At 67.5% G+C, this 19,337-nt stretch carries 27 protein-coding genes; 4 read left to right on the top strand and 23 right to left on the bottom strand.

Features of this window, described 5'->3' with window-relative positions:
• Positions 1 to 2 precede the first annotated feature (2 nt).
• The 19 genes from rpsE to rpsJ all read right to left on the bottom strand — a co-directional run bounded on the left by rpsE (position 3) and on the right by rpsJ (position 9,197).
• Complete coding sequence (rpsE, locus tag AC0VYN_RS03280; protein ID WP_019753099.1) at positions 3 to 608, bottom strand: 30S ribosomal protein S5; 606 nt, start codon at positions 606 to 608, stop codon at positions 3 to 5.
• Positions 609 to 649: 41 nt separating this feature from the next.
• A complete protein-coding gene (rplR, locus tag AC0VYN_RS03275; protein WP_071373345.1) occupies positions 650 to 1,033 on the bottom strand; it encodes a 50S ribosomal protein L18 in 384 nt (127 codons plus the stop codon).
• A gap of 3 nt (positions 1,034 to 1,036) precedes the next feature.
• Positions 1,037 to 1,576 (bottom strand): 50S ribosomal protein L6, encoded by a 540-nt coding sequence (gene rplF / locus AC0VYN_RS03270; protein ID WP_217143310.1) that lies wholly within the window; start codon positions 1,574 to 1,576, stop codon positions 1,037 to 1,039.
• Between the two features lie 24 nt (positions 1,577 to 1,600).
• Positions 1,601 to 1,999 (bottom strand): 30S ribosomal protein S8, encoded by a 399-nt coding sequence (gene rpsH, locus AC0VYN_RS03265; RefSeq protein ID WP_007384075.1) that lies wholly within the window; start codon positions 1,997 to 1,999, stop codon positions 1,601 to 1,603.
• Between the two features lie 209 nt (positions 2,000 to 2,208).
• Positions 2,209 to 2,394: a type Z 30S ribosomal protein S14 gene (locus AC0VYN_RS03260; protein WP_003948630.1), complete on the bottom strand. Its 186-nt coding sequence runs from the start codon at positions 2,392 to 2,394 to the stop codon at positions 2,209 to 2,211.
• A gap of 5 nt (positions 2,395 to 2,399) precedes the next feature.
• A complete protein-coding gene (gene rplE, locus AC0VYN_RS03255) occupies positions 2,400 to 2,957 on the bottom strand; it encodes a 50S ribosomal protein L5 (protein ID WP_003974255.1) in 558 nt (185 codons plus the stop codon).
• Positions 2,957 to 3,280, bottom strand: coding sequence for a 50S ribosomal protein L24 (rplX, locus tag AC0VYN_RS03250; RefSeq protein WP_003992365.1), 324 nt, complete (start codon positions 3,278 to 3,280; stop codon positions 2,957 to 2,959). The genes rplE and rplX overlap by 1 nt, the downstream gene beginning before the upstream one ends.
• A 2-nt stretch (positions 3,281 to 3,282) precedes the next feature.
• On the bottom strand, positions 3,283 to 3,651 hold the full coding sequence (rplN, locus tag AC0VYN_RS03245) for a 50S ribosomal protein L14 (protein WP_003998823.1): 369 nt from the start codon (positions 3,649 to 3,651) through the stop codon (positions 3,283 to 3,285).
• Between the two features lie 165 nt (positions 3,652 to 3,816).
• Complete coding sequence (rpsQ, locus tag AC0VYN_RS03240) at positions 3,817 to 4,101, bottom strand: 30S ribosomal protein S17 (RefSeq protein ID WP_469497458.1); 285 nt, start codon at positions 4,099 to 4,101, stop codon at positions 3,817 to 3,819.
• Complete coding sequence (gene rpmC / locus AC0VYN_RS03235; RefSeq protein ID WP_003998824.1) at positions 4,101 to 4,325, bottom strand: 50S ribosomal protein L29; 225 nt, start codon at positions 4,323 to 4,325, stop codon at positions 4,101 to 4,103. The genes rpsQ and rpmC overlap by 1 nt, the downstream gene beginning before the upstream one ends.
• Entirely contained in the window at positions 4,325 to 4,744 is a 420-nt protein-coding gene (gene rplP, locus AC0VYN_RS03230; protein WP_009190136.1) for a 50S ribosomal protein L16, read from the bottom strand. Before rplP ends, rpmC begins: the two co-directional genes overlap by 1 nt.
• A gap of 5 nt (positions 4,745 to 4,749) precedes the next feature.
• Complete coding sequence (gene rpsC / locus AC0VYN_RS03225) at positions 4,750 to 5,580, bottom strand: 30S ribosomal protein S3 (RefSeq protein ID WP_164587866.1); 831 nt, start codon at positions 5,578 to 5,580, stop codon at positions 4,750 to 4,752.
• Positions 5,580 to 5,927, bottom strand: a complete 348-nt coding sequence (rplV, locus tag AC0VYN_RS03220) for a 50S ribosomal protein L22 (protein WP_003974262.1) — start codon at positions 5,925 to 5,927, stop codon at positions 5,580 to 5,582. Before rplV ends, rpsC begins: the two co-directional genes overlap by 1 nt.
• Before the next feature lie 44 nt (positions 5,928 to 5,971).
• The gene (rpsS, locus tag AC0VYN_RS03215) at positions 5,972 to 6,253 is read right to left on the bottom strand and encodes a 30S ribosomal protein S19 (protein ID WP_003948639.1); all 282 of its coding nucleotides are present in this window, start codon (positions 6,251 to 6,253) and stop codon (positions 5,972 to 5,974) included.
• Positions 6,254 to 6,265: 12 nt separating this feature from the next.
• Entirely contained in the window at positions 6,266 to 7,102 is an 837-nt protein-coding gene (gene rplB, locus AC0VYN_RS03210; RefSeq protein ID WP_003974264.1) for a 50S ribosomal protein L2, read from the bottom strand.
• A gap of 40 nt (positions 7,103 to 7,142) precedes the next feature.
• On the bottom strand, positions 7,143 to 7,562 hold the full coding sequence (gene rplW, locus AC0VYN_RS03205) for a 50S ribosomal protein L23 (protein ID WP_003974265.1): 420 nt from the start codon (positions 7,560 to 7,562) through the stop codon (positions 7,143 to 7,145).
• Positions 7,562 to 8,218, bottom strand: a complete 657-nt coding sequence (rplD, locus tag AC0VYN_RS03200; RefSeq protein ID WP_385459736.1) for a 50S ribosomal protein L4 — start codon at positions 8,216 to 8,218, stop codon at positions 7,562 to 7,564. The genes rplW and rplD overlap by 1 nt, the downstream gene beginning before the upstream one ends.
• An 8-nt stretch (positions 8,219 to 8,226) precedes the next feature.
• The gene (gene rplC / locus AC0VYN_RS03195) at positions 8,227 to 8,871 is read right to left on the bottom strand and encodes a 50S ribosomal protein L3 (protein WP_475534692.1); all 645 of its coding nucleotides are present in this window, start codon (positions 8,869 to 8,871) and stop codon (positions 8,227 to 8,229) included.
• Between the two features lie 17 nt (positions 8,872 to 8,888).
• The gene (rpsJ, locus tag AC0VYN_RS03190) at positions 8,889 to 9,197 is read right to left on the bottom strand and encodes a 30S ribosomal protein S10 (protein WP_003948644.1); all 309 of its coding nucleotides are present in this window, start codon (positions 9,195 to 9,197) and stop codon (positions 8,889 to 8,891) included.
• A 458-nt stretch (positions 9,198 to 9,655) separates the two neighbouring features.
• On the opposite strand from rpsJ, the gene AC0VYN_RS03185 reads away from it, so the two are divergent.
• The gene (locus AC0VYN_RS03185; RefSeq protein WP_475534691.1) at positions 9,656 to 10,042 is read left to right on the top strand and encodes a hypothetical protein; all 387 of its coding nucleotides are present in this window, start codon (positions 9,656 to 9,658) and stop codon (positions 10,040 to 10,042) included.
• Positions 10,043 to 10,558: 516 nt separating this feature from the next.
• On the opposite strand, the gene AC0VYN_RS03180 is transcribed toward AC0VYN_RS03185, so the two are convergent.
• From AC0VYN_RS03180 to gdhA, 4 genes are all read right to left on the bottom strand, one after another.
• Positions 10,559 to 12,607: a hypothetical protein gene (locus AC0VYN_RS03180; RefSeq protein ID WP_475534690.1), complete on the bottom strand. Its 2,049-nt coding sequence runs from the start codon at positions 12,605 to 12,607 to the stop codon at positions 10,559 to 10,561.
• Positions 12,608 to 12,654: 47 nt separating this feature from the next.
• Positions 12,655 to 13,035 carry a hypothetical protein gene (locus AC0VYN_RS03175; RefSeq protein WP_475534689.1) on the bottom strand — a complete coding sequence of 127 codons (381 nt, stop codon included), beginning with the start codon at positions 13,033 to 13,035 and terminating at the stop codon, positions 12,655 to 12,657.
• Positions 13,036 to 13,160: 125 nt separating this feature from the next.
• Complete coding sequence (locus tag AC0VYN_RS03170) at positions 13,161 to 14,381, bottom strand: acyltransferase family protein (RefSeq protein ID WP_475534688.1); 1,221 nt, start codon at positions 14,379 to 14,381, stop codon at positions 13,161 to 13,163.
• Positions 14,382 to 14,477: 96 nt separating this feature from the next.
• Positions 14,478 to 15,836 carry an NADP-specific glutamate dehydrogenase gene (gdhA, locus tag AC0VYN_RS03165; RefSeq protein ID WP_475534687.1) on the bottom strand — a complete coding sequence of 453 codons (1,359 nt, stop codon included), beginning with the start codon at positions 15,834 to 15,836 and terminating at the stop codon, positions 14,478 to 14,480.
• Between the two features lie 395 nt (positions 15,837 to 16,231).
• Here gdhA and AC0VYN_RS03160 point away from each other — a divergent pair, with 395 nt between their 5' ends.
• From AC0VYN_RS03160 to AC0VYN_RS03150, 3 genes are read left to right on the top strand one after another with little or no spacing between them, the layout of a single operon-like run.
• On the top strand, positions 16,232 to 16,684 hold the full coding sequence (locus tag AC0VYN_RS03160; RefSeq protein WP_385459722.1) for a hypothetical protein: 453 nt from the start codon (positions 16,232 to 16,234) through the stop codon (positions 16,682 to 16,684).
• The gene (locus tag AC0VYN_RS03155) at positions 16,684 to 18,750 is read left to right on the top strand and encodes a hypothetical protein (protein WP_475534686.1); all 2,067 of its coding nucleotides are present in this window, start codon (positions 16,684 to 16,686) and stop codon (positions 18,748 to 18,750) included. The genes AC0VYN_RS03160 and AC0VYN_RS03155 overlap by 1 nt, the downstream gene beginning before the upstream one ends.
• Complete coding sequence (locus tag AC0VYN_RS03150; RefSeq protein WP_475534685.1) at positions 18,747 to 19,319, top strand: hypothetical protein; 573 nt, start codon at positions 18,747 to 18,749, stop codon at positions 19,317 to 19,319. Before AC0VYN_RS03155 ends, AC0VYN_RS03150 begins: the two co-directional genes overlap by 4 nt.
• The last annotated feature ends 18 nt before the right edge of the window (positions 19,320 to 19,337 follow it).

Raw genomic sequence — 19,337 nt, 5'->3', positions numbered from 1 at the left:
GATTACGCACCCGCCCCGGCACGCGCACGGAGAAGAGCCGCGGGGGCGACGTCCTCGAGCGGCAGACCACGGCGGGCCGCGATCTCCTCGGGACGCTGCAGGCCCTTGAGGGCCTCCACGGTCGCGTGCACGATGTTGATGGCGTTGTCGGAGCCGAGCGACTTCGACAGCACGTCGTGGATACCGGCGCACTCGAGCACGGCGCGCACCGGACCACCGGCGATCACACCGGTACCCGGGGACGCGGGCTTGAGCAGCACGACGCCGGCAGCCTTCTCACCCTGGATGGGGTGCGGGATGGTGCCCTGGATGCGGGGGACCTTGAAGAAGTGCTTCTTGGCCTCCTCAACGCCCTTGGCGATGGCGGCCGGCACCTCCTTGGCCTTGCCGTATCCGACACCCACGGTGCCGTCACCGTCGCCCACCACGACCAGCGCGGTGAAGCTGAAGCGACGACCACCCTTCACAACCTTGGCGACGCGGTTGATCGCGACGACGCGCTCAACGTAAGCGGTCTTCTCGGCGGCAGCTGCGCCGCCGTCACGGCCCTTCCGGTCCCGCCGCTCGCCGCCACCGGCACCGCTTCCGCGGCGCTGGGGTCCAGCCATTGGAATTACCTCTCTCTTTTTCCGCTAGCTACGGAACCGGCTCAGAACTTCAGTCCGGCTTCGCGGGCGGCGTCCGCCAGAGCGGCGATGCGCCCGGCGTACTGGTTGCCACCACGGTCGAACACGACGGCCTCGACACCGGCGGCCTTGGCGCGCTCGGCGACCAGGGCCCCGACCTGCTTGGCCTGCGCGGACTTGTCGCCCTCGCCACCACGGATCGAGGTGTCCAGGGTGGACGCCGACGCCAGGGTGTGGCCCTTGAGGTCGTCGATCACCTGCGCCACGATGTGACGGTTGGAGCGGGTCACGACCAGACGCGGACGCTCCGCCGTACCGGAGAGATTCTTGCGAATCCGGATGTGGCGGCGCTTGATCGCGGCGCGCTTGTAGGCGTCGCCCTTGAGGATCTTCTGTCCGTATGCCATGGCTTACTTACCCGCCTTTCCGACCTTGCGGCGGATGACTTCGCCCTCGTACTTGACGCCCTTGGCCTTGTACGGGTCGGGCTTGCGCAGCTTGCGGATGTTGGCCGCAACCTCGCCGACCTTCTGCTTGTCGATGCCCTCGACCGAGAAGCGGGTCGGGGACTCCACCTTGAAGGTGATGCCCTCGGGGGCCTCGACGGTGATCGGGTGGCTGTAACCGAGGGAGAACTCCAGGTTCGAACCCTTGGCGACGACGCGGTAACCGACACCGCTGATCTCGAGCTTCTTCACGTAACCCTGGGTCACGCCGGTGATCATGTTCGCCACCAGCGTGCGGGACAGGCCGTGCAGGGCCTTGCTCTGACGCTCGTCGTTGGGGCGGGTGACGTTCAGAACGCCGTCCTCACCCTTGGCGATGTCGATCGGCGCGACGACGGTGTGGGTCAGCGTGCCCTTGGGGCCCTTGACCGCGACCGTACGGCCGTCGATGGTGACGTCCACGCCGGCGGGAACCGCGATGGGGAGCTTGCCGATGCGCGACATAGCTGTTTCCTCCGTTCCCTTCCGCTACCAGACGTAGGCGAGGACTTCCCCACCCACGCCCTTCTTGCCGGCCTGCTTGTCGGTGAGGAGCCCGTGCGACGTGGAGATGATCGCCACGCCGAGGCCGCCCAGCACCTTCGGCAGGTTGGTGGACTTCGCGTACACCCGGAGACCGGGCTTGGAGATCCGCTTGATGCCCGCGATGGAGCGCTCACGGTTCGGGCCGAACTTCAGCTCGAGAACGAGGTTCTTGCCGACCTCGGCGTCCTCGACCTTCCAGCCCGTGATGAAGCCCTCCTGCTGGAGGATCTCCGCGATGTGAGACTTGATCTTGGACGCCGGCATCGTCACGGAGTCGTGGTACGCCGAGTTCGCGTTCCGCAGACGCGTAAGCATGTCTGCGATCGGATCAGTCATGGTCATGAATTGGCCTTCGGCCTCTCTCGCCGGGGTTTCCTGGTGCGCCATCCCTCTCCCCGATCCGAGACGGGACGGGTGCGGCGCGGTGGACCTACGGCGTAGTAAGTCGTACGGGCGGCAGACGCCCAACCCCACAAGCCTAAGGCATGCGGAGACGGGCCCCTGCCGACCCAGATGCTTACCGAGAGTCTGAATAACCCGGAATTACCGGATTACCAGGAACTCTTGGTCACGCCCGGCAGCTCGCCACGGTGAGCCATCTCACGAAGGCACACGCGGCACAGGCCGAACTTGCGGTACACGGAGTGCGGACGGCCGCAGCGCTGGCAGCGCGTGTAGCCGCGGACACCGAACTTGGGCTTGCGAGCAGCCTTGGCAATCAGAGCCTTCTTCGCCATCTCGCTCACGCCTCCTTGAAGGGGAAGCCGAGGTGACGGAGGAGCGCGCGGCCCTCAGCGTCGTTGGTCGCCGTGGTCACCACGGTGATGTCCATACCCCGGGTGCGGTCGATCTTGTCCTGGTCGATCTCGTGGAACATGACCTGCTCCGTGAGACCGAAGGTGTAGTTGCCACGGCCGTCGAACTGCTTGGGGGACAGGCCGCGGAAGTCGCGGATGCGCGGGAGCGCGAGCGACAGGGTGCGGTCCAGGAACTCCCACATGCGGTCGCCACGAAGCGTGACGTGGGCACCGATCGGCTGACCCTCACGCAGCTTGAACTGCGCGATGGACTTGCGGGCCTTGGTGACGGCCGGCTTCTGACCGGTGATCGTGGTGAGGTCGCGGATGGCGCCCTCGATCAGCTTGGAGTCGCGGGCGGCGTCGCCCACACCCATGTTGACCACGATCTTGACGAGGCCGGGAATCTGCATGACGTTCTCGTAGGAGAACTCCTCACGCAGCTTGCCCGCGATCTCCTCGCGGTACTTCGTCTTCAGACGCGGAGTGGTGGTGGTCGCCATCAGATGTCCTCACCCGTCCGCTTGGCAACGCGGATCTTGTTGCCCTCGTCGTCGAAGCGGTAACCGACGCGCGTGACGACCTTGTTGCCGTCCTTCTCCACGACCAGCTGGACGTTGGAGACGTGGATCGGGGCCTCGGTGGTCACGATGCCGCCGGCCTGCGAACCGCGAGCGGTCGGACCGGCCTTGGTGTGCTTCTTGACCCGGTTGACACCCTCGACCAGGACACGGTCCTCACGGGGGAAGGCCGCGATGACCTTGCCCTGCTTGCCCTTGTCCTTACCGGTGATGACCTGAACCAGGTCGCCCTTCTTGATCTTCATGCTCACAGCACCTCCGGCGCGAGGGAGATGATCTTCATGAACTTCTTCTCGCGCAGCTCACGGCCGACCGGGCCGAAGATACGGGTGCCGCGAGGGTCGCCGTCGTTCTTCAGAATGACGGCGGCGTTCTCGTCGAAGCGGATGTACGAGCCGTCCGGACGGCGGCGCTCCTTGACGGTGCGAACGATGACCGCCTTGACGACGTCACCCTTCTTCACGTTGCCACCGGGGATCGCGTCCTTGACGGTGGCGACGATGACGTCACCGATACCCGCGTAGCGGCGACCGGAGCCACCGAGCACACGGATGCAGAGGATCTCCTTCGCACCCGTGTTGTCGGCGACACGCAGTCGCGACTCCTGCTGGATCACGTCTATCTCCTGATTGTCTGCCGGTTCCCTCCGGGTGTTGGTCCGGAGAGCCTGGCGGAACCGTCCTGCGGGAACTCCGCAGGAATTACTTGTGCCTCTGGGAGGCGAACCACCGCCGGGGGCCGGGGCCCCCGGCGGGGTCAGCGGGGCCGGAGCCCCTGCCGACTACTTCGCCTTCTCGAGGATCTCCACGACGCGCCAGCGCTTCGTCGATGACAGCGGCCGGGTCTCCATGAGGAGGACGCGGTCGCCGACACCCGCGGCGTTCTGCTCGTCGTGGGCCTTGAGCTTGTTCGTACGGCGGATGACCTTGCCGTACAGCGCGTGCTTGACGCGGTCCTCGACGGCGACGACGACGGTCTTGTCCATCTTGTCGCTGACGACCAGACCCTCGCGGGTCTTGCGGAATCCGCGTGCCTCGGTGTTCTCAGTCACGTTGCTCTCGCTCATCAGGCGCTCTCCACCGTCTCGATGCCCAGCTCGCGCTCACGCATCAGGGTGTAGATCCGCGCGATGTCCTTACGGACGGCCTTGAGCCGACCGTGGTTCTCGAGCTGACCGGTCGCCGCCTGGAAGCGGAGGTTGAACAGCTCTTCCTTGGCTTCGCGGAGCTTCGCCAGAAGCTCCTCGTCACCCAGTTCGCGCAGCTCGGACGCCTTGGTACCGGCCGACATCACGCTTCACCTGCCTCGCGCTTGACGATCCGGCACTTCATCGGCAGCTTGTGGGCCGCACGAGTCAGCGCCTCACGGGCGATCTTCTCGTTGGGGTACGACAGCTCGAACATGACGCGTCCGGGCTTGACGTTGGCGATCCACCACTCCGGCGAACCCTTACCGGAACCCATGCGGGTCTCGGCCGGCTTCTTCGTGAGCGGACGGTCCGGGTAGATGTTGATCCAGACCTTGCCGCCACGCTTGATGTGACGGGTCATCGCGATACGAGCCGCCTCGATCTGGCGGTTCGTGACGTAGGCCGGGGTCAGCGCCTGGATGCCGTACTCGCCGAACGCAACCTGCGTTCCACCCTTGGACATACCGTTGCGCTTCGGGTGGTGCTGCTTGCGGTGCTTGACCCTACGGGGGATCAGCATTTCGGTCAGGCCTCCGTTCCGGTGCTCTCAGCCGGAGCGGCAGCGGCGGGCGCCTCGGCCTTGGGGGCCTCGGCGGCCGGAGCCGACTGCTGCTGCGGCTTGCGACCGCGCCGCTCTCCACCGCGGCCACCACGGGCCGGGCGGTCGGCGCCACCGCGGGCCGGGCGGTTACCCGCACGGGCGGCAGCGTTCTCGGCGCGGACCTCGGCGATGTTCTTGACGTCGCCCTTGTAGATCCAGACCTTCACACCGATGCGGCCGAAGGTCGTCTTGGCCTCGAAGAAGCCGTAGTCCACGTTCGCGCGGAGCGTGTGCAGGGGCACACGGCCCTCGCGGTAGAACTCCGAGCGGGACATCTCGGCGCCGCCGAGACGGCCACCGCACTGGATCTTGATGCCCTTGGCGCCGGCCTTCATCGTGCCCTGCATGCTCTTGCGCATGGCACGGCGGAAGGAGACGCGGGAGGACAGCTGCTCGGCGACGGCCTGGGCCACCAGCTGAGCGTCCGTCTCCGGGCTCTTGACCTCGAGGATGTTCAGCTGGACCTGCTTGCCGGTCAGCTTCTCCAGGTCACCGCGGATGCGGTCGGCCTCGGCGCCGCGGCGGCCGATGACGATGCCGGGACGAGCGGTGTGGATGTCCACACGCACGCGGTCACGGGTGCGCTCGATCTCCACCTTCGAGATACCGGCGCGCTCCATGCCGGACGTCATCATCCGACGGATGGCGACGTCTTCCTTGACGTAGTCCTTGTACAGCTTGTCGGCGTACCAGCGGGACTTGAAGTCCGTGGTGATGCCGAGCCGGAACCCATGCGGGTTAACCTTCTGGCCCATTACCGGGTTCCTTCCTTGCTGCTGACGACCACGGTGATGTGGCTGGTCCGCTTGCGGATCCGGTAGGCGCGGCCCTGGGCGCGCGGACGGAACCGCTTCAGGGTCGGGCCCTCGTCGACGTACGCCTCGGAAATGAAGAGGCTGTCGGCGTCGGTGTGGTCGTAGTTGTGCGCGGCGTTGGCAATGGCGCTGTCCAGCACCTTGCCAACCGGCACGCTCGCGGCCTGCGGGGCGAAACGCAGGACCGCCTGAGCCTCCGTGGCATCCATGCCACGGATGAGGTCCACCACGCGGCGGGCCTTCATGGGCGTGACGCGGATGTACCGCGCCTGGGCCCTGGCTTCCATGGTTGTCCCTTCAGTGTTTGTCATGGTCTTTCACACCCCGCTGACTAGCGGCGCTTCGACTTCCGGTCGTCCTTGACGTGACCCCGGAAGGTGCGCGTCGGCGAGAACTCGCCGAGCTTGTGGCCGACCATGGACTCGGTGACAAACACCGGGATGTGGGTCTTGCCGTTGTGCACCGCGATCGTGTGGCCGAGCATCGCCGGGACGATCATCGAGCGACGGGACCAGGTCTTGATGACGTTCTTGGTACCGGCTTCGTTCTGGACGTCCACCTTCTTGATCAGGTGGTCGTCGACGAAGGGTCCCTTCTTCAAGCTACGAGGCATCTCAACCCGTCCTTAGCGCTTCTTGTTCGTCTTGCGGCGGCGGACGATGTACTTGTTCGACGCCTTCTTGGGCGAACGAGTACGGCCTTCCTTCTTGCCCCACGGGGACACGGGGTGACGACCACCGGAGGTCCGGCCCTCACCACCACCGTGCGGGTGGTCCACCGGGTTCATGACCACACCACGGACGGTCGGGCGAACGCCCAGCCACCGCTTGCGGCCCGCCTTGCCCCAGTTGATGTTGCTCTGCTCGGCGTTGCCGACCTCGCCGACCGTGGCGCGGCAGCGCTGGTCGACCAGGCGGATCTCTCCGGACGGCATGCGGAGGTGGGCCATGGTGCCCTCCTTCGCGAGCAGCTGCACGGAGGCGCCGGCGGAGCGGGCGAACTTGGCACCGCCACCGGGACGGAGCTCGATCGCGTGGATCGTGGTACCGACCGGGATGTTGCGGAGGGCCAGGTTGTTGCCCGGCTTGATGTCGGCCCCGGGACCGTTCTCGACGCGGTCGCCCTGCTGCAGGTTGCGCGGGGCGAGGATGTAGCGCTTCTCGCCGTCGGCGTAGTGCAGCAGCGCGATGCGCGCGGTGCGGTTGGGGTCGTACTCGATGTGCGCGACCTTCGCCGGCACGCCGTCCTTGTCGTGACGACGGAAGTCGATCACGCGGTAGGCGCGCTTGTGTCCGCCACCCTGGTGGCGAACGGTCACACGACCGGCGTTGTTACGGCCGCCCTTGCTGTGCAGCGGGCGGACCAGCGACTTCTCCGGCGTGGACCGCGTGACCTCGACGAAGTCGGCGACGCTGGAGCCACGACGGCCCGGAGTCGTCGGCTTGTACTTGCGGATACCCATTTCTCAGTCCTCGTCCGATATCGGACGATCCGGACCTCCGTCAGGAGGTCGGACCGCCGAAGATGTCGATACGGTCGCCCTCGGCGAGGGTCACGATCGCGCGCTTGCTGTCGGCACGCTTGCCGAAGCCCGTGCGGGTCCGCTTGCGCTTGCCCTGGCGGTTGATCGTGTTGACCCCGGTGACCTTGACCGAGAAGACCGCCTGGACGGCCTCCTTGATCTGGGTCTTGTTGGAGCCCGGCGCGACGACGAACGTGTACTTGTTCTCGTCGAGCAGCGCGTAGCTCTTCTCGGACACGACCGGCTTGAGCAGCACGTCACGGGGGTCCGTGAACGCCTTGCTCGCCGGGGTCACGACGGTGTTCTTGCCCTCGGCCTCGTGGCGACGCGCCTTGGCGACGCGCGCGGCCTTGGCCGCCTTGGCGGCCTTCGAGGCGATGCTCGGGTGACGCGTAGCCATCAGGCCTCGCTCCCTTCGGTGTCAGCGGCCTTGGGGCCAGACACGAAGGACTCGAAAGCGGCCTGGGTGAAGACCACGTCGTCCGAGACGAGAACGTCGTACGTGTTCAGCTGGCCCGGCTCCAGGATGTGGATCTGGGGCAGGTTGCGGGCGGACAGCCACGCGGCCTCGTCGGAGCGGTCGGCGACGAGCAGCAGGTTCTTACGCTCGCTGATCTTGCCGAACAGGCTCCGGGCGGCCTTGGTGGAGGGGTTGTCGCCCTCGATCACGCCGGTGACGACGTGGATGCGGTTGTGGCGGGCCCGGTCGGTGAGGGCGTGGCGCAGGGCCGCGGCCTTCATCTTCTTCGGGGTCCGCTGCGAGTAGTCGCGCGGCACGGGACCGTGCACGACGCCACCACCGGCGAACTGCGGCGCACGGGTCGAACCCTGGCGCGCGCGGCCGGTGCCCTTCTGGCGGTACGGCTTCTTGCCGCCACCACGGACCTCGCCGCGACGCTTGGTCTTGTGCGTGCCCTGGCGGGCAGCGGCGTTCTGCGCGACGACGACCTGGTGGATCAGCGGGATGCTGATCTTCTCCACGCCGAAGATCTCCGCGGGGAGCTCGACGCTACCGGTCTTCTCGCCGGCAGGCGAAAGGATGTCAACAGTGCTCATCGGTTACCTCAGGCCCCCTTGGCCGCGGTGCGGACCAGGACGAGGCCGCCGTTCGGACCGGGAACCGCGCCCTTGATGAGCAGCAGACCCTTCTCCGCGTCAACGGCGTGGACGGTCAGGTTCTGGGTGGTGACCCGCTCGTTGCCCATGCGACCCGCCATGCGGAGGCCCTTGAACACGCGGCCCGGGGTGGCGCAGCCACCGATGGAACCGGGAGAGCGGTGCTTGCGCTGGGTGCCGTGACCGGCGCCGAGGCCCTTGAAGTTGTGACGCTTCATGACACCGGCGAAGCCCTTGCCCTTGCTCTTGCCGGTCACGTCGACCTTCACGCCGGACTCGAAGACCTCGGCGGTGACTTCCTGGCCCAGCGTGTACTCGGAGGCGTCCGACGTGCGGATCTCAACGAGGTGACGGCGGGGGGTGACGTCGGCCTTGGCGAAGTGGCCCTTGAGGGGCTTGTTCACCTTGCGCGGGTCGATCTCGCCGAAGGCGATCTGGACCGACTCGTAGCCGTCGACGTCGTTCGTACGGACCTGGGTGACGACGTTGGGGCTGGCCTTGACGACGGTGACCGGAACAACGCGGTTGTTCTCGTCCCACACCTGCGTCATGCCGAGCTTCTCGCCCAGGATGCCCTTGATCTGCTTAGCCATTCTCAGATCACCGGCCTTCAGAGCTTGATCTCGATGTCGACACCGGCCGGGAGGTCGAGTCGCATCAGAGAGTCAACGGTCTTGGGGGTCGGGTCGAGGATGTCGATCAGGCGCTTGTGCGTGCGCATCTCGAAGTGCTCGCGCGAGTCCTTGTACTTGTGCGGCGACTTGATGACGCAGTACACGTTCTTCTCAGTGGGCAGCGGCACCGGGCCCGCGACCGACGCACCAGTACGCGTCACCGTCTCGACGATCTTCTTCGCCGAGGAGTCGATGACCTCGTGGTCGTAGGCCTTGAGCCGGATGCGGATCTTCTGTCCCGCCATGGCTACTTCGTAGTCCTGTCTCTCGAAAACGCTCTGGAACCCGGTGTTCCCTACCCTCACCTCCGACCCACGCGGTCGGGCGTGTCGCGCTCCCGCTGACACAGATGTCCCTCTTCGGGACTTCCCTGCTGGGGAGTGCGGGCCCTTCCGGAACCGCGGGCGGGGGCGAGAGGCCCACCGGGCGCCTGGTCTGCACCCCGCTGACACTTCCCGGAAGATTCCCGTACTTCCGCCCCTGATCAGGGGCGACGAGTACTGTGGGACTCGCTTCCGGTCCTCCCGGCGGGAGGCGCGCAGCATCGGCACTCGACCGAGCAACTCGGCTAGTCTGCCATACACGACGGGGGCCTGGCCAATCGAGCCGGAGAGAATACCCCGGACGTGACGTAGGTCAAACCGTGCCCCGCCGGGCGGGCGGGTGCGGCGGGATATGACCGGACATTCGGGAGGGGACGCGCGTGGCGGCAGCCGGCACGGACGGGGCGACGGAGGCGGAACGGGCGGGGGCCCTGGCGGCGGGGCGTGCGGACAAGTGGTCGATCGCGTGGATCCTGCTGGCGCTGGCCCTGTGGGGCTGCTTCGCGATCCTGCTGCTCTCCTCGTACGGCCCCGAGTCCCACTCCTACGGCTCCGGTGCGGGTGAGCAGCGCTGCAAGGGGCCGCTGATCGACCCGTTCCAGCGGGTGGACGGCGTCTGCGACAGCGAGCTCCGCCAGTGGCCGGCGCTGCTGGGCATCCTCGCCCTGTCGACGATCGCGACGACCGTGGCAGCGGCGACAACGGTCTACGCGAAGCTCCTGTCCCGCCTGACCGACACACCCCTCACCCGCAACGCAGAGTCTTGACGGTGGCGGGGAAGTAGGCACGCATGAACGCCTCAACCTTCGTACGATTTTCCTCGTCGAGGATGCTCGCCTGGGGCAGGTGCAACTTGAGCGTGAAATGTTGCCCGCGGGCGGTGAGGCACGAGGTGCTCGCAATTGCGCCGTTCCTACCTACAACCGACTCATCGCCAATGCTTGCTTTGCGCCACTGCGAAACGTCAACAAAGATCGGATCGAACTCAGACCGCTGAGCGAATCCGGGTGCATCCGAAGTCCAGTAAAAGTGGAACTCCATGAGTCGGTTACCGCTAGAGAATATCGTGCATGGGGCTGAGATGAGTTCCGATCGATCCACCCGACTGTACTCGTGAAGGTCATCGATGGAACCGACTAAAGGATCGACAAGCTTCCAGTCGACGAGCGTGCCACAAATCCTCTTTGGCGGCTTGAAATCATTACCGCTCCCGCAGGATGTTGCCAAAAGGGAAAAACTCAGCGTGAGAATGGTCGCGCTCAGTCTCGTCAGGGCCCTTCCCATCAGCGCGGATCACTTCCCGACATATCCCTGCCTTTCACGCCACCGCGACCAGCCGCCGTATCAATGGCATCCTGCGCGTCATATGTGGCGTCGACTTCACCTGCATGCGCTGCCTGCCATTCGTCGGCAAGGGCCATGAGTTGCCTGTTTCTCAATTCAGCGGTCTTGATGTTGTTCTCGGCACGCTGACCGTCAAGCCTCTTCTGCTCATCTTCCAACCACATGTCCGTGACATGGTCGACCCCCTGCTGCACCTTGTCACTAGCAACCGGAATGTAACTGATCGCTTCGTCGATGAGTGGTTTCGCGGCGAACTCCGCGACCTCAGGGGCACCTTGCGCCTGCACACGCGCTTCTTCAAGAAATCCCACTGTCCGTCCCGCCCGAGTGAGCGACTCGGTCGAGCCAGACTGACTGTGCTCGTGGATGTCAGCCACCATCGCCTGATTCAGCCCACCATTCAGGGTGCTGTAGGCGGCCTGGTCCTTTGAAATTTGCTTGGCGACCTCGAAAAGGTCGGTCTGTGCCAGGGGTGACTCTGCGACGTCAATCTCGCTCATCGCCGTGTGCACCGTGCCCCCGTGGTTGACCAGGATGTTGGCCATCGGTTCACGCAGGGACGGGGGGAAGTCGTCGCCTCTGGCGGACAGGGTCGTGATCGCCGACTGGAATACCGCGTCGTTCTGACGCGTGTGTTCCACGTACCGCGCGTTCTCGTCCGCCGGGTCGATGCCCGTCGCCGCGGCCTGGAGTGCCGCGCCGAGGCCCGCGCGGTCGTCGCCGTCCACGCCCGGCGTGTACGTGCCGACCTTCGCGCCCTCGCGCTCATGCAGCATGACGTTCCAGTCCCGGTCCTTCATCAGGTACGTCATCTTCTCGTCAGAGGCGAGATACGCCGCCGCCGCGTCGGGGTCGTGGCTCATGATCCCGAGCATGCCGTCCACCGGATCGTTGGCGAACCAGCCGTCCCGCTTACCGGCGTACTCGCCCTTCAGCTGCCAGAGGCCCGGGTCCTTCTTCTCCGCCGCGATCATGTCGTCGGTGAGGTCGCCGAGCATGTCCGGCGAGTACCCGTGCCCCTTCTGCATCAGCGTGACGAGCGACTGGTAGCCGACGGCCTTGTCCAGGCGGGCGCCCTGCGCGTCGGTGCCGTGCCGCTCCACGCCGGCTTCGCGCATGTCCTCGCGCCAGCCCTGGTACCACGACGACTTCGTGTCCTTCGTCGCCGAGGCCAGGGCGTTGGCCAAGCCGGTCTCAATCGTCGAGTAGCGGACCGCTCGGTCGCCGCCTTGGACGTGGATCAGGTCATTCAGCTCGTTCGTCAGCGTGAGGGTGCCCTCGGCGCCCAGACCGTCCAGGAGGGCCCGTGAGAACGCCGGATCGTCGCTGTTGTCGCGGAACGTCCGCTCGAGCTCGGCGATCTCCCGGCCGGACAGGCGTCCGCCGTCGCGGAGCTTCTCCAGCGCCTTCTCGGCCGCCTCGCCCTCGTACGTCTCGACGTCGTCCTTCGCCTCGCCGTTGAAGCCCTTGCCCCCGGCGGCGACGCCGGAGTCGACCACGACGGCGTGGAGGGCGATCCGCACGCCCGCGTCCGCGTCCGTGACGTCCCGTACCGCCTTGTCGATGCGGTCCTGCCAGGACCGGACTGCCTCCTGCCACCCGGCGGGGTCGACGTGCAGTGTCCGCCGTTCCGCGTCCGGCAGACGCTCGGTGTCCAGGCTCACCCGGCCCTGCTCGGAGACCCTTATGCCCGCGTCGACAGCCTCCCGCCGAGCGGCCCTCAGCCGCCCCCGCAGCTCCACGAACTGCGCGTGCGCGTCCCTCAGCAGCCCCGCCACCGCCCTCGCCTCCGTCTGCGCGGACCCGAACTCCCGGAGCGTGATGTCGAACCGCCGGTTCGCCGCGTCGGCGCTCAGGCCCACCCAGCCGGTGCCCATGGAGATGCCGTGGACGTCACGCCGGTAGGCCTTCTCCTGCTCGGCGAACTCGCCCGCCATGCCGTCCCACCGGTCGGCGGCGGTGGTGAGCGCGCCGAAGTCGGTGGTCATGATCTCGTGGTACGTCGGCATGCGCCCGCTCCCCCTGCCCCGCGTCCTCAGAACCGGTCCAGCGCCGACGGCTGCCGGATCCTCAGCGCCTGGGCGCCCACTCCCTGGTCCGTGCCCGTCAGGACCGTCCCGGCGCCGCGCAGCGCGCCCTTCTCCGTGTCGAGCCGGTCCATCAGGTTCTTCACCTGACCGCCCCAGGTCTCGTGGGCCTTCCTCAGCGCCGCGGAGGTGTCCCAGCCGTCGCCGTCCTTGGCGGCGAACGCCTTGACCGCGTTCCCGGTGTCCTCGTCCGCCCACGCCCCGGCCTTGGCGGTGTCGGGCTGGATGTGCTCCTCGATCGCCCGCACGGCAGCCGCCTTCTCGGCGGGCGAGGAGGCCAGAACCTTCCGCCCACCGCCCACCGGCCCCGGCACCACGGCACCGCTCACGACGCATCGCCTCCCCCAGAGACAGACAGGTGCTCCCGGCACCGATCATCACCGAGGGTGACGATACCGCACTCATCACGAAGCGTGACGAGCTGATCACTCGAAGGGGGTCCTCCGTTGCGGCCTCAGGCCCCGTTCCCCGCGTTCCGCATGCGGGTGAAGGACGTGTTCAGGCCCTTCTTCAGGAGGCGGGACAACGGGCGCTCCACGCAGCGGTGGATCAGGTAGCTAAGGACCATGAAGCCGGTGATGATCGCGGCCACCAGGAGGCGGGGGTCCATGGTGTCGTGGAGGCGGTTGATGAGGGCCGTGCCGGCGGCGTAGTGGATCAGGTAGAGGGGGTACGTCATGGCGCCCGCCGTGACCAGCCACTTCCAGCGGACGCGGTCGGTGTGACCGAGCGCAACGGCGACCATGAAGAGCAGGAACACGGTGTAGATCAGCACACTCCCCCGCCAGCCGGAGACGTGCTCGATCCGCTCGATGCGGTTGCCGAGCTCGAGCTGGCCCATGAGCCAGGCCATGGCGAGGATGCCCCACAGCAGGAGGTCCTGGCCGAAGCGGTGCATGAGGTAGAGGGCCAGGCCCGCGATGAAGTACCAGGCGCCGTCCGGGTTGGCGATCAGCTCCAGCAGGGGCAGGTGGGATATGGGGGCGAGCATCGCCGCCGCGCCCCACAGGCAGCAGAACAGGACCACTCTGCGGTACGTCAGCCCCATGGCGACCACGACGAGGAAGAGCAGGTAGAAGCGCAGTTCCGACCAGAGGGTCCAGTAGACGCCGTCGACGTTGGGCACGGCCGAGCCGGACTGGAGCATGGTCAGGTTGAGCAGTATCTCGCGCAGGCGCAGGCGCTCCCACACGCCCGGTACGGCGATCAGCACGGCGGTGGTGAAGGCGACGGCGAACCAGTACGCCGGGTAGAGCCGGATCACCCGGGAGACGAAGAACTGGCGCGGGGTGCGGCCCCAGCACGACATGCAGATCACGAAGCCGCTGATCACGAAGAAGATCTCGACGCCGATCCAGCCGTAGGAGGCGAACCGGAAGACCGTCGGCATGATCTCGGACACCGGCCGGTCCCAGATCAGGTTGCCGGGGCGGTCGGCCCGGTAGGTACCGGCGTAGTGGTGCACGGCCACCATCAGGGCGGCGAGCAGCCGGATGCCGTCGATGACGTAGAGGCGCCCGCCCGGCGCCGGCCGGCCGGTGGGCGCCGTCGGGCCGGCCGGGACGGTCACGGCGAGTGGCGGGAGCGGTTGCTTGAACCGTCCTGCCGCCCGTCCCGTCAGCCGTCCCGCGACCCGCTCGGGTATCCGTGTTCCACTGTCCGCCGCACGCACCATCCGCCCAGCCAAGAACACCGTTCACGACGGCGGTAGTGCTTTCGTCGACTCGCCGCCAACACCCCGTTCGGCGTTGGCGGCGTGTTCACCCGTGCGTCAGATGACGCCCTGGGCGAGCATCGAGTCGGCGACGCGCTCGAAGCCGGCGATGTTGGCACCGGTCACGTAGTCGCCGGGGGCACCGTAACGCTCGGCGGTCTCGTGGCAGGTGGTGTGGATGTCGTTCATGATGTGCGTCAGCTCGTCCTCGACGCGCTCCGCCGTCCACGACGTACGCGCGTGGTTCTGGGCCATTTCCAGGGCGCTGACCGCGACCCCGCCCGCGTTCGCCGCCTTGCCGGGGCCGAAGGCGACGCCGGAGCGCTGGAGGAGGTGGACGGCCTCGGGGGTGGTCGGCATGTTGGCGCCCTCGGAGACCGCCTTGACGCCGTTGCGGATCAGCGCGGCGGCGTCGTTCTCGTCCAGCTCGTTCTGGGTGGCCGACGGCAGCGCGATGTCGGCAGGGACCTCCCAGACCCGCCCGCCGGGCACGAAGCGCGCCGAGGCGCCCCGCCGCTCGGCGTACGTGTCGACGCGGCCGCGCTCGACCTCCTTGATCTGCTTGAGCAGTTCCAGGTCGATGCCCTTCTCGTCGACCACGTAGCCGGAGGAGTCGGAGCAGGTGATGGCGTTGGCGCCGAGGGCGGCCAGCTTCTCGATGGTGTAGATCGCGACGTTGCCGGAGCCGGACACGACCGCCGTCTGGCCCTCCAGGTCCTCCCCGCGCTCGCGCAGCATGGCCGCGGCGAAGAGGACGTTGCCGTAGCCGGTCGCCTCGGGGCGGATCAGCGAGCCGCCCCAGCCCGCGCCCTTGCCGGTGAGGACGCCCGCCTCCCAGCGGTTGGTGATGCGGCGGTACTGGCCGAACAGGTAGCCGATCTCGCGGCCGCCGACGCCGATGTCACCGGCCGGGACGTCCGTGTGCTCGCCGATGTGCCGGTGGAGCTCCGTCATGAAGGACTGGCAGAACCGCATGACCTCCGCGTCGCTACGGCCGTGCGGGTCGAAGTCGCTGCCGCCCTTGCCGCCGCCGATGCCGAGGCCGGTCAGGGCGTTCTTGAAGATCTGCTCGAAGCCCAGGAACTTGATGACGCCCAGGTTCACGGACGGGTGGAAGCGCAGGCCGCCCTTGTACGGGCCGAGCGCGCTGTTGAACTCCACCCGGAAGCCGCGGTTGACGTGGACCCGCCCCTGGTCGTCCTGCCACGGCACGCGGAAGATGACCTGCCGCTCGGGCTCGACCAGCCGCTCGATGAGGCCCGGCTCCGCGTACTCGGGGCGCGCCGCGACCACGGGGGCGAGCGTCTCCAGCACCTCGTGGACGGCCTGGTGGAACTCGGGCTGGGCCGGGTTGCGGTGTTCGATCTCGGCGAGCAGGTGGTCGAGCGTGGTCTTCGATTCGGATCGCGTCGTCACGGAAGCCCTTTCTGGCACGGCTGACACCGGGTCCGGGAGGGGGGCCGGGAGGGGCGGCCGGCGTGGCTCCTGTCCCGTCCGGTGAGGGGCGCTCGGCGCCGTTGCCGCGCGCAGGGACGCTCCAGTGTGACTCTTACGTAAACTCCCTGGCCACCATGCGCCCTCCGGACTTCCACCATGTGAGACACCATCGCCATATTTTGGAAGTAATGTTCCGATACCTCCGGGTTCTCCGTCCCGAAATTCGCACAGCCGGCGCCAGCCGGCACGCCAGCCGGTCCTGCGACTCGTATACGACCGCGCCCGAACCGGCGACCTTGCCCCTGCCACCCCGGCCAGACAAGATCGACTTGAACCGAACCGAGGACCGGACGGGCGAAGAAGGGGGCGCAGGCGTGGCGTGGGCAGAATGGGAGCAGCTGAAGCAGGAGGTGGCGCAGCGTGATGCCACGCATATGCGGCTCAATCAGCTGCCGGCGGACGGTGGGGGCGGTGGGGGCACGCCACAGGGCGTGCTGACCGTCGACCAGCAGGATCTGGCGGCCATCGGCAACAAGGCCTTCGACCTGTGGGACTCCCTGGGGAACCACGGCCGGGACGCCTGGTCGAGCAGCCAGTCCGCCGCGTCCGACCTCAAGACGCAGGGCTTCAGCGTGGGCGGCGCGCTGGACCACGTGCAGGAGCGGTGGGAGAAGCAGCTGACGTCGCTCCTCGACGCCTGCGCCCACATCTCCAACCACCTGGAGTTCACGAAGAAGGTGCACCGGGGGAACGAACACTTCATCAGCGGCCAGTTGAGCAGCATCGCCACCCTGGACAAGGGTTTCCGTGAGGAGGCGGGCGGCTGATGGACCTGGAAACCCTCCGCTTCGGGAACTTCGCCAAGCTGAAGACGGCCACCGACGACTGGGCGAAGGTCGTCAAGCACCTGGAGACGCTCGAGAAGGACGCCCGCGAAGGCCTCCAGGCGGCCGCCACGAAGGCCAACTGGGCGGGTGTGAACGCCACGGTCTCCCGCGACTTCATCACGAGGACCGCCGGCGAGTTCGCCGACGCGCACACCGAGGCGTCCAGCATCCACAACATCCTGCTGGACACGCACGGAGAACTGGTCGGTTACCGCCAGCAGCTCAACGAGGCGATCGAGCGGGGGCTGAAGAAGAACCTCACGGTGGCGGACACCGGGAACGGATCGTTCACCGTGACCATGAACATCCACCCGGACCGGGCGGCGGCGGGCACGTCGCTTCCCGACCACAGCCAGCAGGACGTGGACAACCTGCGCGACGAGGTGGAACGCATCCTGAAGGCGGCCACCAAGAGCGACGACTCGGCCGCCGAGGCCCTGCGCGTCCTGGTGGACCAGACGACGTACGGCTTCTCCGGCGCCTCCTACGCGGACCGGGACTCCGCCGCCGAGGCCCTGGACGAGGCCGAGAAGTACGCGGACCTGATCAAGAAGAAGGGGGACGACATGTCCCCCGAGGAGTTCGACCAGCTCAATCGCACGCTCGCCGCCCACCGGAACGACCCGCTCTTCCAGGAGAAGTTCGCCACCACCCTCGGCCCGAAGGGGACCCTCGACTTCTGGGCCGACCTCGCGGACCCCTCCGATGGCGGTGGCCTGCAGCGTTCACGCCACGACCAGCTGGGCGACCTGCAGAAGAACATCGGTCTCACCCTCGCCGGTGCCACCCGCTCCGACTCCCCCGCCATGCGCCAGTGGGAGGACCGGATGGTCCAGCTCGGCGACGACCGCATCCAGACCCGCGGAACGCAGGTCTACGGCTTCCAGCTCATGAGCAACCTCATGCGCGTCGGGGACTACGACGACTCGTTCCTGAACAAGTACGGCAACGCCCTGGTCGAGACCGAGAAGAAGATGAAGATCCCGGGCAACACCTGGAACGGCGGTCTGCCGCCGATGCCCAAGATGAACTTCATCGGCGACGACTTCGGCCGCGACCCGATGACCGGCTACATGACCGCGCTGTCCGACAGCCCCGAGGCGGCGACGGAGTTCTTCAACACCACGAAACCGCAGGACAATGCCCAGTGGGTGCTGAAGGACCGCCCCGTCTTCGACGACACCCCTCTGGACGACGGCGACGGCAACTCGTCCCGTGAGGCGACCGGCAAGGCACTGGTGGCCGCGGCCACCGGCGTCAACCCCAACGACTCCCACGCCGTCCCGGTGGAGCACACCGCGGAGAACCGCCGGGTGCTCGACCGGTCGCTGAAGTACCTCTCGGAGGCGGGCGACGACATGCCCGGCGAGTTCCGGGACGACATGGCGACCGTGCTGGTCAACTACGGCGACGAGGTCCACCACACGGCCAGTTCGCTCGCTGACGACAAGGGCGACCCGCGTCAGCTCGACCGGCACCAGCTCATGGAGGTGACCAAGCAGGTCTCCCGCGACCAGAACGCCTACGGCGTCCTCAACGACGGTCTCAACCAGGAGATGGTCCGCGACATCTACAACGACCACCCCAGCGATCCGAAGGAGACGCTGCTCCGGGCCGGGCACACCACCGGATTCCTGGAGGAGGCCCGCTACCAGGCCCTGGACACGGACAAGGACGACCCGTCCTGGGACGCGAAGTGGCTCTATCACGGCTTCGGCGGCGCCGCGAACTTCATCCCCGTCGCCGGCGACGCCGTGCAGCGCGGCGTCGACGCGCTCGCCTACCAGTGGCAGCTCGACGAGCAGGCCCGCATCGACCAGGAGAACGCGCGCCAGAACGGAGAGGTCTTCACCGCCCGCGAGAACCAGCTGCAGAAGCTCGCCGACATCTGGATGGACGCGAACCCCGACCACAAGGGCAACAACCGCTACACCCTCACGTCGGAGATCAACGGAGCCGCGTTCGACGGGAACGCCCGCGCGCAGGGACTGGCGGGGGATCAGTGAGCAGCCGTACAGCCACCACCGGGAAGTCGCGGCCGCGCCGGCCCGGTGTCCGTCTGGGCGCGGCCGTGGCCGTCCTGCTGTCCGTCGCCACCGGCTGCTCGGACGGGGGCCGGGACTACGCGGTCCCCGAGGACCTGTGCGGCGTGAGGGTCGGCTCCGACCTGCTCGCGCCGTTCCTGCCGGACGGCGAGAAGCTCACCCAGCGCGCCTACGACGCCGGGAACACGAGCCCCCGCTGCCGCGTCACCGTCGACGACCGGCTGATCCTGTACGTCGCCGACGACCTGGTGCCGCCGGACACCGACCCGCTGAAGGTGCAGGACCGTGCGCTCCTGCGACTCGGCGACCCCGCCCCGGTGGACGTGGGCGAGGCCGCCCGGGTGGCGGACCGCGGGGCGACGGCGGTCACGGGGTGCACCCGTGACGGCGGCGATAAGAAGTTCGTCACCCTGCTCCAGCTCGAACGGAGTACGCCGGAGGACACCGAGCAGCGCAGATCCGCGTTGACCGACCTCCTCCGCGCCTACTCCCCCAAGGCGATGGCCGACCTGGGGTGCGCGCCGACGTAGGCCGGAACGGCGACGGTG

The sequence above is a fragment of the Streptomyces sp. 63XJN7_1_ISO-PGPR-S23-121 genome, assembly GCF_056173025.1.
The sequence above is the reverse complement of the archived record's forward strand: the minus strand, read 5'-3'. Positions and strand labels throughout refer to the sequence as shown.

Coding starts and splice junctions, on each gene's coding strand:
- rpsE (WP_019753099.1), bottom strand. CDS start 608: ATGGCTGGACCCCAGCGCCGCGGAAGCGGTGCCGGTGGCGGCGAGCGG.
- rplR (WP_071373345.1), bottom strand. CDS start 1,033: ATGGCATACGGACAGAAGATCCTCAAGGGCGACGCCTACAAGCGCGCC.
- rplF (WP_217143310.1), bottom strand. CDS start 1,576: ATGTCGCGCATCGGCAAGCTCCCCATCGCGGTTCCCGCCGGCGTGGAC.
- rpsH (WP_007384075.1), bottom strand. CDS start 1,999: ATGACCATGACTGATCCGATCGCAGACATGCTTACGCGTCTGCGGAAC.
- AC0VYN_RS03260 (WP_003948630.1), bottom strand. CDS start 2,394: ATGGCGAAGAAGGCTCTGATTGCCAAGGCTGCTCGCAAGCCCAAGTTC.
- rplE (WP_003974255.1), bottom strand. CDS start 2,957: ATGGCGACCACCACCACTCCGCGTCTGAAGACGAAGTACCGCGAGGAG.
- rplX (WP_003992365.1), bottom strand. CDS start 3,280: ATGAAGATCAAGAAGGGCGACCTGGTTCAGGTCATCACCGGTAAGGAC.
- rpsQ (WP_469497458.1), bottom strand. CDS start 4,101: ATGAGCGAGAGCAACGTGACTGAGAACACCGAGGCACGCGGATTCCGC.
- rpmC (WP_003998824.1), bottom strand. CDS start 4,325: ATGTCGGCCGGTACCAAGGCGTCCGAGCTGCGCGAACTGGGTGACGAG.
- rplP (WP_009190136.1), bottom strand. CDS start 4,744: ATGCTGATCCCCCGTAGGGTCAAGCACCGCAAGCAGCACCACCCGAAG.
- rpsC (WP_164587866.1), bottom strand. CDS start 5,580: ATGGGCCAGAAGGTTAACCCGCATGGGTTCCGGCTCGGCATCACCACG.
- rplV (WP_003974262.1), bottom strand. CDS start 5,927: ATGGAAGCCAGGGCCCAGGCGCGGTACATCCGCGTCACGCCCATGAAG.
- rpsS (WP_003948639.1), bottom strand. CDS start 6,253: ATGCCTCGTAGCTTGAAGAAGGGACCCTTCGTCGACGACCACCTGATC.
- rplB (WP_003974264.1), bottom strand. CDS start 7,102: ATGGGTATCCGCAAGTACAAGCCGACGACTCCGGGCCGTCGTGGCTCC.
- rplW (WP_003974265.1), bottom strand. CDS start 7,562: ATGGCTACGCGTCACCCGAGCATCGCCTCGAAGGCCGCCAAGGCGGCC.
- rplD (WP_385459736.1), bottom strand. CDS start 8,218: ATGAGCACTGTTGACATCCTTTCGCCTGCCGGCGAGAAGACCGGTAGC.
- rplC (WP_475534692.1), bottom strand. CDS start 8,871: ATGGCTAAGCAGATCAAGGGCATCCTGGGCGAGAAGCTCGGCATGACG.
- rpsJ (WP_003948644.1), bottom strand. CDS start 9,197: ATGGCGGGACAGAAGATCCGCATCCGGCTCAAGGCCTACGACCACGAG.
- AC0VYN_RS03180 (WP_475534690.1), bottom strand. CDS start 12,607: ATGACCACCGACTTCGGCGCGCTCACCACCGCCGCCGACCGGTGGGAC.
- AC0VYN_RS03170 (WP_475534688.1), bottom strand. CDS start 14,381: ATGGTGCGTGCGGCGGACAGTGGAACACGGATACCCGAGCGGGTCGCG.
- AC0VYN_RS03155 (WP_475534686.1), top strand. CDS start 16,684: ATGGACCTGGAAACCCTCCGCTTCGGGAACTTCGCCAAGCTGAAGACG.